The sequence below is a fragment of the Microbacterium sp. NPDC089696 genome (assembly GCF_044749125.1).
Lineage (GTDB): Bacteria > Actinomycetota > Actinomycetes > Actinomycetales > Microbacteriaceae > Microbacterium.
In genome coordinates this window covers 2,010,898-2,024,684 of sequence record NZ_JBIVHF010000001.1, presented here as the reverse complement: position 1 = coordinate 2,024,684, position 13,787 = coordinate 2,010,898, and the positions used below count along the sequence as shown (strand labels likewise).

The 13,787-nt window shown below is 71.1% G+C and carries 16 protein-coding genes; all 16 read left to right on the top strand.

From position 1 onward, the window contains the following. Positions 1-3 precede the first annotated feature (3 nt). Positions 4-261 (top strand): DNA-directed RNA polymerase subunit omega, encoded by a 258-nt coding sequence (rpoZ, locus tag ACIPY8_RS10035; protein ID WP_045258544.1) that lies wholly within the window; start codon positions 4-6, stop codon positions 259-261. 92 nt (positions 262-353) lie between these two features. Continuing rightward, the gene (gene metK / locus ACIPY8_RS10030) at positions 354-1,547 is read left to right on the top strand and encodes a methionine adenosyltransferase (RefSeq protein ID WP_400817508.1); all 1,194 of its coding nucleotides are present in this window, start codon (positions 354-356) and stop codon (positions 1,545-1,547) included. 7 nt (positions 1,548-1,554) lie between these two features. Then, positions 1,555-3,513, top strand: coding sequence for a primosomal protein N' (locus tag ACIPY8_RS10025; protein ID WP_400817506.1), 1,959 nt, complete (start codon positions 1,555-1,557; stop codon positions 3,511-3,513). 50 nt (positions 3,514-3,563) lie between these two features. Then, positions 3,564-4,493: a methionyl-tRNA formyltransferase gene (gene fmt, locus ACIPY8_RS10020; RefSeq protein WP_400817504.1), complete on the top strand. Its 930-nt coding sequence runs from the start codon at positions 3,564-3,566 to the stop codon at positions 4,491-4,493. Further along, positions 4,490-6,043 carry an RsmB/NOP family class I SAM-dependent RNA methyltransferase gene (locus ACIPY8_RS10015; RefSeq protein WP_400817502.1) on the top strand — a complete coding sequence of 518 codons (1,554 nt, stop codon included), beginning with the start codon at positions 4,490-4,492 and terminating at the stop codon, positions 6,041-6,043. Before fmt ends, ACIPY8_RS10015 begins: the two co-directional genes overlap by 4 nt. Positions 6,044-6,047: 4 nt before the next feature. Continuing rightward, positions 6,048-6,728 (top strand): ribulose-phosphate 3-epimerase, encoded by a 681-nt coding sequence (rpe, locus tag ACIPY8_RS10010; protein WP_400817500.1) that lies wholly within the window; start codon positions 6,048-6,050, stop codon positions 6,726-6,728. Further along, positions 6,725-6,988 (top strand): phosphoribosyl-ATP diphosphatase, encoded by a 264-nt coding sequence (locus tag ACIPY8_RS10005; RefSeq protein WP_400817498.1) that lies wholly within the window; start codon positions 6,725-6,727, stop codon positions 6,986-6,988. The genes rpe and ACIPY8_RS10005 overlap by 4 nt, the downstream gene beginning before the upstream one ends. A 39-nt stretch (positions 6,989-7,027) precedes the next feature. Further along, positions 7,028-7,870, top strand: a complete 843-nt coding sequence (gene hisG / locus ACIPY8_RS10000; RefSeq protein WP_400817496.1) for an ATP phosphoribosyltransferase — start codon at positions 7,028-7,030, stop codon at positions 7,868-7,870. After that, positions 7,870-8,631, top strand: coding sequence for an imidazole glycerol phosphate synthase subunit HisF (hisF, locus tag ACIPY8_RS09995; RefSeq protein WP_400817494.1), 762 nt, complete (start codon positions 7,870-7,872; stop codon positions 8,629-8,631). The genes hisG and hisF overlap by 1 nt, the downstream gene beginning before the upstream one ends. Further along, a complete protein-coding gene (gene hisI, locus ACIPY8_RS09990) occupies positions 8,628-8,987 on the top strand; it encodes a phosphoribosyl-AMP cyclohydrolase (RefSeq protein ID WP_400817492.1) in 360 nt (119 codons plus the stop codon). Before hisF ends, hisI begins: the two co-directional genes overlap by 4 nt. Continuing rightward, positions 8,984-9,574, top strand: coding sequence for a Trp biosynthesis-associated membrane protein (locus ACIPY8_RS09985; RefSeq protein ID WP_400817490.1), 591 nt, complete (start codon positions 8,984-8,986; stop codon positions 9,572-9,574). Before hisI ends, ACIPY8_RS09985 begins: the two co-directional genes overlap by 4 nt. Positions 9,575-9,621: 47 nt before the next feature. Next, positions 9,622-9,867, top strand: a complete 246-nt coding sequence (locus ACIPY8_RS09980) for an HGxxPAAW family protein (RefSeq protein ID WP_400817488.1) — start codon at positions 9,622-9,624, stop codon at positions 9,865-9,867. Continuing rightward, complete coding sequence (trpC, locus tag ACIPY8_RS09975; protein ID WP_400817486.1) at positions 9,867-10,640, top strand: indole-3-glycerol phosphate synthase TrpC; 774 nt, start codon at positions 9,867-9,869, stop codon at positions 10,638-10,640. Before ACIPY8_RS09980 ends, trpC begins: the two co-directional genes overlap by 1 nt. Then, positions 10,640-11,908 (top strand): tryptophan synthase subunit beta, encoded by a 1,269-nt coding sequence (gene trpB / locus ACIPY8_RS09970; protein WP_400817484.1) that lies wholly within the window; start codon positions 10,640-10,642, stop codon positions 11,906-11,908. The genes trpC and trpB overlap by 1 nt, the downstream gene beginning before the upstream one ends. Further along, positions 11,905-12,708, top strand: a complete 804-nt coding sequence (gene trpA, locus ACIPY8_RS09965) for a tryptophan synthase subunit alpha (RefSeq protein WP_400817483.1) — start codon at positions 11,905-11,907, stop codon at positions 12,706-12,708. The genes trpB and trpA overlap by 4 nt, the downstream gene beginning before the upstream one ends. 10 nt (positions 12,709-12,718) lie before the next feature. Further along, a complete protein-coding gene (lgt, locus tag ACIPY8_RS09960) occupies positions 12,719-13,744 on the top strand; it encodes a prolipoprotein diacylglyceryl transferase (protein WP_400817481.1) in 1,026 nt (341 codons plus the stop codon). Positions 13,745-13,787: the final 43 nt, after the last annotated feature.

The following is a 13,787-nucleotide window of genomic DNA, read 5'->3' as shown; positions in this document are numbered from 1 at the left end:
ACCATGGCCGGACACCACAACAAGGGCATCATCGATCCCCCCATCGACAACCTGCTCGACCGCGTGGACTCCAAGTACGAGCTCGTGATCTACGCGGCCAAGCGCGCGCGTCAGATCAACGACTACTACTCGGATCTGCACGAGGGCAACCTCTTCGACAACGTCGGCCCGCTGGTCGACTCCTCGGTCGAGGACAAGCCGCTGACCATCGCGCTGCACGAGATCAACGAGGACAAGCTCCGTCTGCGTCACGCCGAGTGACCTCCTGTGACCGTGCCGCCGGCTGATGTCGGCGGCACGGTTCACAATGGGGACCATCCCCGCACACCGATCGATCCCGTTCTGGAGCACCGATGAGCGCCCTGCGTCTGTTCACGTCCGAGTCCGTCACCGAAGGGCACCCGGACAAGATCTGTGACCAGATCTCGGACAGCATCCTCGACGGGCTGATCGCCAAGGACCCGGGATCGCGCGTCGCTGTCGAGACCCTCGTCACCACGGGGCTCGTGCACGTCGCCGGCGAGATCCGCACCGATGCGTACGTCGACATCCCGACGATCGTCCGCCAGGTCGTGAACGGGATCGGATACACGTCGAGCGACACCGGCTTCGACGGTGACAGCTGCGGCGTCAGCGTCTCGGTGGGGGAGCAGTCCTCCGACATCGCGCACGGCGTCGACAACGCGCAGGAGCATCGCGACGGCTCGTCGATCGATCCGCTCGACGGCCTCGGCGCCGGCGACCAGGGGATCATGTTCGGGTTCGCCACGAACGAGACCCCGCAGCTCATGCCGATGGCCGCGTGGACGGCGCACCGCATCGCCGAGCGTCTCACCGAGGTGCGACGCTCGGGCGTGCTGCCGTTCCTGCGGCCCGACGGCAAGACCCAGGTCACCCTCGGCTACGACGGCTTCACGCCGAAGACCGTCGACGCCGTCGTCCTGTCGACGCAGCACAACCCGGACATCTCCCAGGAGGAGATCCAGGCGCAGGTCCGCGAGCACGTGATCGACCCGGTCCTCGCGACGACGGGACTCGACCTCGACGACGTCACCTACTACATCAACCCGGCCGGTCCGTTCGTGACCGGCGGGCCCAAGGGCGACGCCGGGCTGACCGGTCGCAAGATCATCATCGACACCTACGGCGGCGCGGCTCGGCACGGCGGTGGCGCGTTCAGTGGCAAGGACCCGTCGAAGGTCGACCGCTCGGGCGCGTACGCGACGCGGTGGGTCGCCAAGAACGCCGTCGCCGCGGGTCTCGCGGACCGCCTCGAGGTGCAGGTCGCCTACGCGATCGGCGTCGCGCGTCCCGTCGGGCTGTACGTCGAGACGTTCGGCACCGGGAAGGTCTCGGACGAGGCCATCACGAAGGCGATCCTCGACGTGTTCGACCTCCGTCCGCAGGCCATCATCGACCAGCTCGACCTCCTGCGCCCGATCTACGCGCAGACCGCCGCCTACGGCCACTTCGGACGGGAGCTCCCCGAGTTCACGTGGGAGCGGACCGACCGCGCGGAGGAGCTGCGGCGGGCCGCCGGTCTCTGAGCAGCACATGGTGACGCCGAGCCGACGCATCGCGCGCGTGCTCCTCGACTCGCCGCTCCCGCAGCTGGACCGGCTCTTCGACTACGCTCTGCCCGCGGAGATCGTCGATCCCGTGCCGGGGACCCGCGTGCGGGTTCCGCTGCGTACCGCGGGGCGAGTGGTCGACGGATACATCGTCGAGCTCGACACCGAGAGCGACGCGGACCGCCCGCTCTCCGAGGTCGACACCGTCGTCTCTCCGGTCCCCGTGCTCCCGGATCGGCTGTACCGCCTCGCGCGCAGGGTCGCGGATCGGGCCGCGGGATCGGCCTCCGACATTCTGCGGCTCGTGATCCCCAAGAGGCAGGTCCGGGTCGAGAAGGCCTGGACGTCGGATTCGCCGACCGTGGTGCCGACGGATGCCGCGCGTGAACGGGCCGCTGATCTCCTCGCCCTCTATGACGGACTGGCCGAGGTGCTCGACACCGGTGGGCGGGCAGCGGTCGAGGCGATCCCGGTCGCCCACGACGGAGAGCAGGGCTGGGCCGCGCTGCTCGCGGCGTCCGCTGCACGAATCCTCGCGTCGGGCCGATCCAGCATCCTCGTGGTGCCGGATCATCGCGACCTCGATCGTCTGCTCTCGGCCCTCGGTTCCGTGCTGCCCGCGGAGACGATCGTGCGCTACGACTCGCGCCAGACGAACCCGGACCGGTACCGGGCGTTCCTCCGGACCCTTGAGGAGGCGCCGTGCGTCGTCGTCGGCAACCGCTCCGCCGTGTACGCTCCGGTGCGGGCGGGTCTGGTCGCCGTCTGGGACGACGGCGACGCGCTTCTCGGCGAACCGCTCGCACCGTACGTGCACGCCCGAGACGCGGCGTTGCTGCGGCAAGAGCAGGAGGACTCGGCGCTGGTGTTCGCCGGTCACACCCGCACCACCGACGTGGAGAGGCTCGTCGCACGGGGCTGGCTCCGCGACATCAGGGCGGCCCGACGGGTGCTGCCGCGCGTGGTGCTGAGCACGCCGCAGGAGATGGAGCAGCCGACCGCGCAGCGCCTGCCCTCGTCGGCGTTCCTCGCGGCCAGGGCCGCAGCCGCGGAGGGACCGGTGCTCGTTCAGGTCTCCCGCCCCGGGTTCGCGCCGTCGCTCGTGTGCGCCGAGTGCCGTGCCCCCGCCCGCTGCGCCCACTGCGGCGGTCCGCTGGGGGCGACGCATCGCGGCGCGGTGCCGATATGCGGATGGTGCGGGCGCGGAGCACGGGCCTGGGCGTGCCCGCACTGCTCGTCGACGCAGCTCCGCCTGGCATCGTCGGGCAGCGAGCGCACGGCCGACGAACTCGGCAAGGCCTTCCCCGGGATCCGCGTGATCGTCGCGGACGCGGCGCATCCCGTCGAACGGGTGGCCGACAAGCCTGCTCTCGTCGTCGCGACTCGCGGGGCGGAACCCGTCGCCGACGGTGGCTTCCGGGCCGTCGTGCTGCTCGACGGACCCCGCATGCTGCAGGCTCCGGACCTCCGCATCGGGGAGGCCTGTCTGCGCTGGTGGTCGAACGCGGCGGCGCTGGCGGCCCCGGGGGCGCCCGTGCACCTCGTGGGTGTCGACGGCGCCGTCGCTCGAGCCCTGGCGACGTGGAATCAGCCGGCGTATGCACGTACCGAACTCGCCGAGCGGGACCCCCTCCACATGCCCCCGGCGGCGCGCGTCGCGCTCGTCGAGGGATCGGCCGCAGCCGTGAGCCGTGCTCTCGTCTCCCTGCAGGATCTCTCGTTGCCCCCGGACGCCGTGCTCGGTCCCGTGCCGATCGACACCGAGGACGTGCCGCCGCGGGTGCGCGCGCTGGTGCGGTTCGACTACGGCGCGGGCGCCCGGGTGTCGACGGCTCTGCGGGCCGCCGTCGTCGCCGAGGCGATGAGCGCGCGCCGCGGCCGAGGGCGCTCCACGCGGAGCACGCTCTCGGTCCGTCTCGATATCCTCGATCCAGAGCTCTGATCGGCTGCCACCGATCGGTCCCCGTCCTCCAATCCCTCCGGAGCACCTTCATGCGTCTCGTCTTCGCCGGCACACCGGCCGCCTCCGTCCCCACCCTCCGTCGTCTCGCGGCAGAGCACGACATCGCGGCGGTCGTGACGCGTCCGGACGCCCCGCTCGGACGCAAGCGCGTCCTCACCCCCTCGCCGGTCGCGCAGGCCGCTCATGAGCTGGGTCTGCCGATCATCCCCGCCGCGCGACTCGATGATGAGGCGACGGCCCGCATCTCGCTGCTCGAACCCGAGCTCGGCGTGATCGTCGCCTACGGCGGCCTCGTGCGCGAACCGCTGCTGTCGATCCCGACCGGCGGGTGGATCAACCTCCACTTCTCGCTGCTGCCCCGCTGGCGCGGCGCGGCCCCGGTGCAGCGCGCGTTGATGGCCGGCGACGAGCGGATCGGGGCGAGCGTCTTCCAGCTCGTCCCCGCCCTCGACGCGGGTGACGTCTTCGCGATGCGCGAGGTCGAGATCCCGGCGGATGCGACCGCGGCGACGGCTCTCGACCTCCTCGCGATCGACGGGGCCGACCTCACGTCAGCGGTGGTCGCGGGCATCGCCGACGGCACCGCCCGCTCGGTCGCACAGGACGGCGAGGTCACCCTCGCCCCCAAGCTGACCCTCGACGACGGCGCACTCGACTTCACCGTGCCTCGGGCACAGGTCTTCGCGCGCTTCCGCGGCGTCACCCCCGAGCCCGGAGCCCATACGACGGTCGACGGACAGCGACTCAAGCTCCTCGACGCCGCTCTGCCCGATGCGGGCGAGGAGACTCCGGTGCTCGCACCCGGCGAGATCGCCGCGACGAAGACGAGGTTGCTGGTCGGCACAGCCGACGAGCCCCTCGCCGTGACGCGCGTGCAGCCGGCGGGCAAGGGAGCCATGAACGCCGTCGACTGGTGGCGCGGTCAGCGATCGACGGACGGGACGAGGCTCGGATCATGAGCGCACAGCACGGATCACGCAGGGACGCGGAACCGCGCCGTGGCCGGGACGACACACGACGTGATCGCGTCGGAGGCGACGGTAGGGAGAGGAACGGCGCCGCACGGAGCAGCGTCGCACGGAGCGAGGGCGCGCGTTCCGGCCGCGGTCCGCAGCGCGGCGTCCAGCCGGCTCGCCGCGTCGCGTTCGACGTGCTCCGGGCCGTCTCCGATGCCGACGCCTACGCGAACCTCCTGCTCCCCTCGGCGATCGCCGAGGCCGGGCTCGGTCCGCAGGACGCGGCGCTCGCGACGGAGCTCACGTATGGCACTCTGCGTCGCCGGGGCACGTACGACGCCGTGATCGCGGCGGCCGCCGATCGCTCGACGGACGAGATCGACCCCGCGGTCCTCGATGCGCTGCGTCTCGCCGCCCACCAGCTCCTCGCCACCCGCGTCGCCTCGCACGCGGCCGTGAACGAGTCCGTCAACCTGATCGCCGCGACGCAGGGGCGCGGTGCCGCGGGATTCGCGAACGCCGTGCTCCGCCGCATCGCGCGGGAGACCCCCGGGCGCTGGCAGGAGCGCATCGAGGAGTCGGCGCGTTCCGACGACGAACGCCTCGCGTTGCGCACGGCGCACCCCGTCTGGGTCATCCGGGCGCTGCGACGCGCTCTCGCGGCCGAGGGACGCGTCGACGAGCTCGACGCGCTGCTGGATGCCGACAACGCCTCGCCCGAGGTGACTCTGGTCGCGCTGCCGGGACTCGCTCCGGTGGGCGACCCCCGTCGCCCCTACGCGGCCACGGCGTACGGGTCGCCCGGGGGAGATCCGCACCGCGTGGTCGCCGAGTCGGGCGGTACCTTGCGCGTGCAGGACGAGGGGTCCCAGCTCGTCGCCCTCGCCCTCGCCGAGGCCGCGCCGATCCGCGCGGGGGAGCGCTGGCTCGATCTGTGCGCGGGCCCGGGCGGCAAGACCGCTCTGCTCGCGGCCGTCGCACATCAGCACGGCGTGCGGGTCGAGGCCAACGAGGTCGTTCCCACGCGCGCCCGTCTCGTGCGCAACGCGCTCCGCGCGGTGCCCGGCGACGTCGTGGTGCACGAGGAGGACGGCCGCGTCCTCGCCTCGCAGAACCCGGGCGTCTTCGACCGCATTCTCGTGGACGCGCCGTGCACGGGTCTCGGTGCGCTCCGCCGGCGCCCCGAGGCCCGCTGGCGCAAGACCCCCGCCGACGTCGCCGAGCTCGTCCCGCTGCAGGTGGAGCTGCTGTCCGCGGCGGTCGACGCCCTCGCCCCAGGTGGGATCGTGGCCTATGCGACCTGTTCGCCCCACCTCGCCGAGACGACCGGAGTCGTGCAGGAGGTGCTGCGCACCCGCGACGACCTCACCGAGCTCGACGCGACGGCCGTCCTCGCACAGATCGCGGAGTCGCCGATCGACCTCGCATCCGACGGTACGGGCCGGGTGCAGCTCTGGCCTCACCGTCACGGCACCGATGCGATGTTCCTCGCGCTCCTGCAGCGGGAGAGGGGACACGAGCGCCCGACGACCACCGACGATCAGGGAGACTAGGACCGTGGAACTTCCCGGCGCACCGCGCATCAACCCCAGCATCCTGGCCGCCGACTTCGTCAACATGCAGCGCGACCTCGCGCGCATCGCGACCGCGGACTTCGCGCACGTCGACGTGATGGACAATCACTTCGTGCCGAACCTCACGTTCGGCCCGCAGATGGTCGAGCGGATCCAGGCGACGAGTCCGATCCCGCTCGACGTGCACCTGATGATCACGGACCCCGATCGCTGGGCGCCCGCCTACGCGGAACTGGGAGCCGCGAGCGTGACCTTCCACCTGGAGGCCGCCGCCGACCCCGTCTCACTCGCACGCACGCTCCGGAGCATCGGCGCCCGAGCGGGCGTCGCGATCAAACCCGACACACCGGCGGAGGGGCTCTACACCGTGCTGGAGGAGTTCGACCAGATCCTCGTCATGACGGTGGAACCCGGCTTCGGCGGGCAGGGCTTCATGCCCGAGACGATGCCGAAGCTGCGCGCACTGGCCGACGAGGCAAGGCGTCGCGGATCGACCGTATGGCTGCAGGTCGACGGCGGGATCTCCGACGCGACGATCGAGCAGGCGGCCGCAGCCGGCGCCGACACGTTCGTCGCCGGCTCCGCGGTGTACGGCGCGGATGACATCGAGGCGGCCGTCACCCGGCTCAGGGACCGCGCGCGAGCCGCTAGCCTGGAATCGTGAAGACTTTCGACGAGCTGTTCGCCGAGCTCAGCCACAAGGCCGAGACCCGACCCGAGGGTTCGGGCACGGTCGCGGAGCTCGACGGCGGCGTGCACACGATCGGCAAGAAGATCGTCGAGGAGGCCGCCGAGGTGTGGATGGCCTCGGAGTACGAGTCCGACGAGGCGGCGGCCGAGGAGATCTCCCAGCTGCTCTACCACGTGCAGGTGATGATGATCGCGAAGGGCCTGACGCTGCAGGACGTCTATCGACATCTGTGACGCGCCCCGCCCCATTCGCTCCGAACTGAAGGCTGCACCATGCTGCGCATCGCTGTCCCCAACAAGGGCTCTCTCTCCGAGACGGCCGCCGAGATGCTCGCGGAGGCCGGTTACGCCGGTCGCCGCGACCCCAAGACCCTGCACGTGATCGACGCCGACAACGACGTCGAATTCTTCTTCCTCCGCCCCAAGGACATCGCGACCTATGTCGGATCCGGGGCGATCGACGTCGGGATCACGGGCCGTGATCTGCTCCTCGACGCCCGCATGCCGGGTGCGCGTGAGATCGAGGCCCTCGGCTTCGCGGGCTCCACGTTCCGATTCGCCGCGCCCTCCGGCCGCTACACCGACGTGTCCGAGCTCGACGGTCTGCGGATCGCCACCTCCTATCCCGGGCTCGTGGACGCGTTCCTCGACGAACGCGGCATCGCCGTCGACCTCGTGCCGCTCGACGGCGCGGTGGAGTCGGCGGTGCGCCTCGGCGTGGCCGATGCCGTCGCCGACGTCGTGGAGACCGGCACCACGCTCCGCCAGGCGGGGCTCGACGTGTTCGGCCCTGTCATCCTCGAGTCGGAGGCCGTGCTCATCGCCGGGCCGCACGACGCCGACGGGTCCGACACGCTCCTTCGTCGCCTGCGCGGCGTCATGGTGGCTCGTCGCTTCGTCATGATCGACTACGACCTGCCGGTCGCGCTGCTCGACGACGCCGTCAAGGTCGCGGGTGGCATCGAGTCTCCCACCGTGTCACCCCTGCGCGACCCCGAGTGGGTCGCGGTGCGGGTGATGGTCGCGCGCTCCCGCGTCAACCCGGTGATGGACGAGCTCTACGCGCTCGGCGCGCGCGCGATCCTCGTGACGGCCATCCACAACGCGAGGCTCTGATGACGCTCGCCAGCCGGGTGATCCCGTGCCTCGACGTCGCCGAGGGGCGGGTCGTCAAGGGCGTGAACTTCGAGAACCTCCGCGACATGGGCGACCCCGTCGAGCTCGCGCGGCACTACGCCGCGCAGGGGGCGGACGAGATCACGTTCCTCGACGTCACCGCGACGGTTGATGCCCGGGCGACGACGTACGACGTCGTGCAGCGCACGGCCGAGCAGGTGTTCGTGCCGCTCACGGTCGGCGGGGGAGTGCGCTCGGTCGACGACGTCGCCCGGCTGCTCGCTGTCGGCGCCGACAAGATCGGCGTGAACTCGGCCGCGATCGCCCGTCCCGACCTGATCGGCGAGATCGCGGACCGCTTCGGTGCGCAGGTGCTCGTGCTGTCGCTCGACGTCAAGCGGGCCGACACGACCGCGTCGGGCTTCGTCGTCACGACGCACGGCGGCCGCACGCAGACCACGCTCGACGCGCTCGAGTGGGCCCGGGAGGCCGCGGAGCGCGGTGCCGGGGAACTGCTCGTCAACTCGATCGATGCGGACGGCACCCGCGACGGGTTCGACCTCGAGCTCGTGTCGCTCATGCGTGAGGCGGCCTCGGTGCCGGTCATCGCCTCGGGCGGCGCAGGCAGTGCCGAGGACTTCGCGCCGGCCATCAAGGCGGGAGCGGACGCCGTGCTCGCCGCAAGCGTCTTCCACACGGGCGCTCTCACGGTCGGCGACGTCAAGCACGCGCTGCGCTGCGAAGGAGTGATCGTCCGATGACGAGCGTCGAGGAGCGCATCGCGCAGGTGGCGTTCAACGCCGACGGTCTCGTTCCCGCGATCGTGCAGCAGTGGGACACCGCCGAGGTGCTGATGCTCGCGTGGATGGATGCCGAAGCGCTGCGCCGCACGCTCACGACCGGACGTGCGGTCTACTGGTCCCGCTCCCGGCAGGAGTACTGGCGCAAGGGCGACACGTCGGGCAACATCCAGGTGGTCCACGAGGCGCGCCTCGACTGCGACGGCGATGCCGTGCTGCTGCGCGTCGACCAGACCGGCCCCGCATGCCACACCGGGACCCGCACGTGCTTCGACACGACCGACCTGGACGCCGTCGACGGGAGCGCCGCCGCATGAGCATCGCACGTCGCGGGCGGATGATCGGCGTCTTCGGCTTCCTGCTGGCCGGGGCCGCGGGCATCATCTCGTCGACGCAGACCTGGCTCACGGTCGAGCGCTCGGATGCGGGGGAGGCGATCCTCGTCCCCGGAGCCTCGGCGCTGCCGCTGCTCGCGCCGCTGAGCCTCGCGGTCCTCGCGCTGGGCGTGGCGATGTCGATCGTCGGTCCCGTGCTGCGTCTCGTCTTCGGCATCCTGGGACTGGCGAGCGCCCTCTTCCTCGCCTGGACGACGCTGCAGCTGTTCCTCGGCGAGCCGCTCGCCGCCGTGCGCACCACGGTCACCGAGACCACCGGGCTTGCAGGAGACGCGGCCGTCGCGGACATCGTCCGCGGCATCGCTCTATCGGCCTGGCCCGTGATCGCGCTGGTCGGCTGGATCCTGCTGGTCCTCGCGTCGGTGGTGGTGCTCCTCACCTGGCGCCGCTGGAAGACCGGCGGGCGCCGCTACCGCACCGATGCCCCGCACGGCGCCGAGAGCGCCGGTCCCGTCGATGCGATCGATTCCTGGGACGACCTGTCCCGCGGAACCGATCCGACACGCTGACCCCGATAGACTGAACCCGATCCCGCTCGCTGTCCCCGGAGGAGACCATGACCAACCCGATCGCCGACCCCGGCCACGGACACTCGCCTGCAGCCTGGACGGCCGTCATCATCATGCTCGCCGGCTTCACCATCGGCACGGTCGGTTTCTGCTTCGCCGAGTTCAGCCCGCTCTGGGTCTCGCTCATCTGGGTCGGCGCCGCGCTCATCCCCGTCGGTGCGATCGCCGGCTGGGCACTCGCCCGGGCGGGCTACGGCGTGAAGGGTCCCAAGTACTCGCCGAAGGCGCACTAGTGGTCCTCGCCGACCTCACGGCCGGCGCAGTCGCGGACGCGGAACGCCGCGCCCTCACACGGCCGCTCGCGGACGTGGAGCGCGATGCGCTGGCGCGCCCGGCGGCGAAGGACGCCGTGTCGTTCCTCGCCCCGGCCGATCGCGTCAAGATCATCGCCGAGGTCAAGCGCGCGAGTCCCTCGCGCGGCGCGCTGGCCGAGATCCCCGACCCCGCGCACCAGGCGTCGCTGTATGAGACCGGCGGCGCGTCGGCCATCAGCGTCCTGACGGAGGAGCGCCGCTTCGGCGGCAGTCTCGCCGACCTCGAAGCCGTGACCGCGCGCGTGTCGCTCCCGGTGCTCCGCAAGGACTTCATCGCGACCCGCTACCAGGTGCTCGAAGCCCGTGCTGCGGGAGCCGATCTCGTGCTCCTCATCGTCGCGGGGCTCGAGCCGGCGGTGCTGCAGGACCTTTTCGGCTCCATCATCGAGCTCGGCATGACCCCGCTCGTCGAGACCCACTCGGCCGACGAGCTCGAGGCCGCGATCGACCTCGGAGCGCCCTTGATCGGCGTCAACGCCCGCGATCTCACGACGCTCGAGCTCGACCGCGACCTCTTCGGCCGCCTGGTCGACCGCATTCCCGACTCTGCGGTCAAGATCGCCGAGTCGGCGGTGCTCACACCGGCCGACGTCGTGCACTACCGCTCCGCCGGCGCCGACGTCGTGCTGATCGGCGAGGCGCTCGTCACCGGCGACCCCGTCGCCACCCTCAAGACCTTCCTGGAGGCGTGATGTCCCTGCGAGACCAGCACGGCCCGCTGTTCGGCGAGTACGGCGGCCGGTACATGCCGGAGTCGCTCATCGCCGCGATCGACGAGCTCACCGTCGCGTACGCCGAGGCTATCGCCGACCCCGAGTTCCGGGCCGAGCTCGCCGGGCTCCTCGGCTCCTACGCGGGCCGTCCGTCTCCGATCACCGAGGTCGCACGCTTCGCCGAACACGCCGGCGGCGCCCGCGTGTTCCTCAAGCGCGAGGACCTCAATCACACGGGCTCGCACAAGATCAACAACGTGCTGGGTCAGGCCCTGCTCACGAAGCGCCTGGGCAAGACCCGCGTGATCGCCGAGACCGGCGCCGGTCAGCACGGCGTCGCGACCGCCACGGCAGCCGCGCTGTTCGGTCTCGACTGCACGATCTACATGGGCGAGGTCGACACGGAGCGCCAGGCGCTCAACGTCGCGCGGATGCGTCTGCTCGGCGCCGAGGTCGTGCCCGTCACCTCCGGTTCCCGCACGCTCAAGGACGCGATCAACGACGCCTACCGCGACTGGGTCGCCACCGTCGAGAACACCAACTACATCTTCGGCACCGCCGCCGGGCCGCATCCGTTCCCGGCGATGGTGCGCGACTTCCAGAAGGTCATCGGCGAGGAGGCCCGTCAGCAGCTGCTCGACGTGGTCGGACGCCTGCCCGACGCCGTGGTCGCCTGTGTGGGCGGCGGATCGAATGCGATCGGCATGTTCGACGCCTTCCTCGACGACGAGGGCGTCGAGCTCTACGGTGTCGAGGCGGCCGGCGACGGCGTCGACACCCCGAAGCACGCCGCGTCGATCGAGCGCGGGCGCCCCGGCATCCTGCACGGCGCCAAGACCTACGTCCTCCAGGACGAGGACGGCCAGACCATCGAGTCCCACTCGATCTCCGCGGGTCTCGACTACCCGGGCGTCGGGCCGGAGCACTCGTGGCTCGCGGACATCGGCCGTGCCGAGTACATCCCCGCGACCGACGACGAGGCCATGCAGGCGCTGCGCCTGCTGAGCCGGACCGAGGGCATCATCCCGGCGATCGAGTCCGCGCACGCCCTCGCCGGCGCTCTGCGCCTCGGACGCGAGAAGGGGCCGGATGCCGTGATCGCCGTGTGCCTCTCGGGTCGCGGCGACAAGGACATGGACACCGCTGCGCGTTACTTCCACCTGTACGACGAGGCGGCGCGCGAGCACGACGTCGCCGCCGAGAGCGTCGCGGAGGATGCGGCGTCGAAGGGGGAGCCCCAGCTATGAGCCGTGTGGAAGAGGCCATCGCGGCCGCGCACGCCGCCGGGCGCAGCGCTTTCGTGGGCTACCTGCCCGTCGGATTCCCCGATCTCGACACGAGCATCCAGGCGGCCATCACGCTCGCCGAGAACGGCGTCGACATCATCGAGCTCGGCCCGCCGTACAGCGACCCCGTGATGGACGGCGCGGTGATCCAGGAGGCGACGACCGCCGCGCTCGCGAACGGCTTCACGATGAAGGACCTGTTCACGGCCGTGCGCGCGATCACCGCGGCGACCGACGTGCCCGTGCTCGTCATGACGTACTGGAACCCGGTGTTCCAGTACGGGGTCGACCGCTACGCCGACGACCTGCTCGCCGCGGGCGGTGCCGGGCTCATCACCCCCGACATCACGCCCGAGGTCGCGGGGGAGTGGATCGCCGCGAGCGAGCGCACCGGCCTCGACCGCGTGTTCCTCGCCGCGCCGACGTCGTCGGACGAGCGCCTCGATCTGGTCGTGAAGTCGTCGACCGGGTTCGTCTACACCGTGTCGACCATGGGCATCACGGGCGAGCGGGCCGAGCTCGATCGCGCGGCGCGCACGCTCGTCGGCCGCCTGCGCGACCACGGCGTCGCCCGTGCCTGCGTCGGTATCGGGATCTCGACCGCCGAGCAGATCGCCGGCGTCTCCGAGTACGCGGATGGCGCGATCGTCGGCACCGCACTCGTCCGCGCTCTCCGCGACGGTGGCATCCCCGCCCTCGCAGAGGTCACCCGCACCCTGGCCTCCGGCACGTCGTCGGCACGCCCCCTACACGAGAACTAGAATCGCACTCATGTCCCACGCGCTCCACAGCTTCAACGGCGTGCTCGCCAGCATCCCCAGCCCTCCCGTGTCGTACTTCGACGTGGGCCCGCTGCGGATCCACTTCTACGCGCTGTGCATCATCGCCGGCATCATCGCCGCGGTCTTCCTGACGAATCACCGTCTGTCGCGTCGCGGCGCCGAGCCGTGGGTCGTGATCGACATCTCGATCCTCGCCGTCCCGCTCGCGATCATCGGCGCGCGCATCTTCCACGTGCTCACGCACCCCGGGTTCTACTTCGGCGAGGGCAAGAACACCTGGAACCCGTTCGAGCCCGGCTCGGTGTGGGCGATCTGGGAGGGCGGCATCGCGATCTTCGGAGCCCTGATCGGCGGTGCCATCGGCGCGTACCTCGGTTGCCGCTGGACCGGCATCCGCTTCTGGACCTTCGCCGACGCCCTCGCACCGGGACTCCTGCTGGCGCAGGCGATGGGTCGCTTCGGCAACTGGTTCAACCACGAGCTGTTCGGTCTCCCCACCGACCTCCCGTGGGGACTCGAGATCGAATCGACGAACTCCGCCTTCCCGCCGGGGCTCCCCGAGGGCACGCTGTTCCACCCGACCTTCCTCTACGAGGTCATCTGGAACGGCCTCGGCGTCATCGTTCTGCTCTGGATCAGCCGCAAGGTCACGAGCCTGCAGTGGGGCAGGACGTTCGCGATCTACCTGATCTGGTACTCCGCCGGCCGCATCCTGTGGGAGTCGATCCGCATCGATCCGAGCGAGATCTACCTCGGTCTCCGCAGCAACGTCTGGGCGGCGATCATCGGCGTCGTCGTCGGCCTCGCGATCCTCGTCGTGCAGTCGCGTCGTCACCCCGGTCTCGAGCCGTCCCCGTACCAGCCGGGTCGCGGACGGAAGGATCTGGACGCTGATGTAGACTCGCAGGACAATCCCTCCGATTTCGTGGACCTGAGTGAGCCTCCGTCCGAAGAAGTCGCCGCAGGAGCCAGCGCCACAAGCACCGCTCCCACGGACGCGGACGGCCCCCGATAGCAGCCGACCGGTCCGTGAGGACCCCATCGCATCCACCCGGCCA

What these genes read in the sequence shown, in the direction of transcription:
- rpoZ (WP_045258544.1), top strand. Translation starts at nt 4, where the DNA reads ATGGCCGGACACCACAACAAGGGCATCATCGATCCCCCCATCGACAAC.
- metK (WP_400817508.1), top strand. Translation starts at nt 354, where the DNA reads ATGAGCGCCCTGCGTCTGTTCACGTCCGAGTCCGTCACCGAAGGGCAC.
- ACIPY8_RS10025 (WP_400817506.1), top strand. Translation starts at nt 1,555, where the DNA reads ATGGTGACGCCGAGCCGACGCATCGCGCGCGTGCTCCTCGACTCGCCG.
- fmt (WP_400817504.1), top strand. Translation starts at nt 3,564, where the DNA reads ATGCGTCTCGTCTTCGCCGGCACACCGGCCGCCTCCGTCCCCACCCTC.
- ACIPY8_RS10015 (WP_400817502.1), top strand. Translation starts at nt 4,490, where the DNA reads ATGAGCGCACAGCACGGATCACGCAGGGACGCGGAACCGCGCCGTGGC.
- hisG (WP_400817496.1), top strand. Translation starts at nt 7,028, where the DNA reads ATGCTGCGCATCGCTGTCCCCAACAAGGGCTCTCTCTCCGAGACGGCC.
- hisF (WP_400817494.1), top strand. Translation starts at nt 7,870, where the DNA reads ATGACGCTCGCCAGCCGGGTGATCCCGTGCCTCGACGTCGCCGAGGGG.
- hisI (WP_400817492.1), top strand. Translation starts at nt 8,628, where the DNA reads ATGACGAGCGTCGAGGAGCGCATCGCGCAGGTGGCGTTCAACGCCGAC.
- ACIPY8_RS09985 (WP_400817490.1), top strand. Translation starts at nt 8,984, where the DNA reads ATGAGCATCGCACGTCGCGGGCGGATGATCGGCGTCTTCGGCTTCCTG.
- ACIPY8_RS09980 (WP_400817488.1), top strand. Translation starts at nt 9,622, where the DNA reads ATGACCAACCCGATCGCCGACCCCGGCCACGGACACTCGCCTGCAGCC.
- trpB (WP_400817484.1), top strand. Translation starts at nt 10,640, where the DNA reads ATGTCCCTGCGAGACCAGCACGGCCCGCTGTTCGGCGAGTACGGCGGC.
- trpA (WP_400817483.1), top strand. Translation starts at nt 11,905, where the DNA reads ATGAGCCGTGTGGAAGAGGCCATCGCGGCCGCGCACGCCGCCGGGCGC.
- lgt (WP_400817481.1), top strand. Translation starts at nt 12,719, where the DNA reads ATGTCCCACGCGCTCCACAGCTTCAACGGCGTGCTCGCCAGCATCCCC.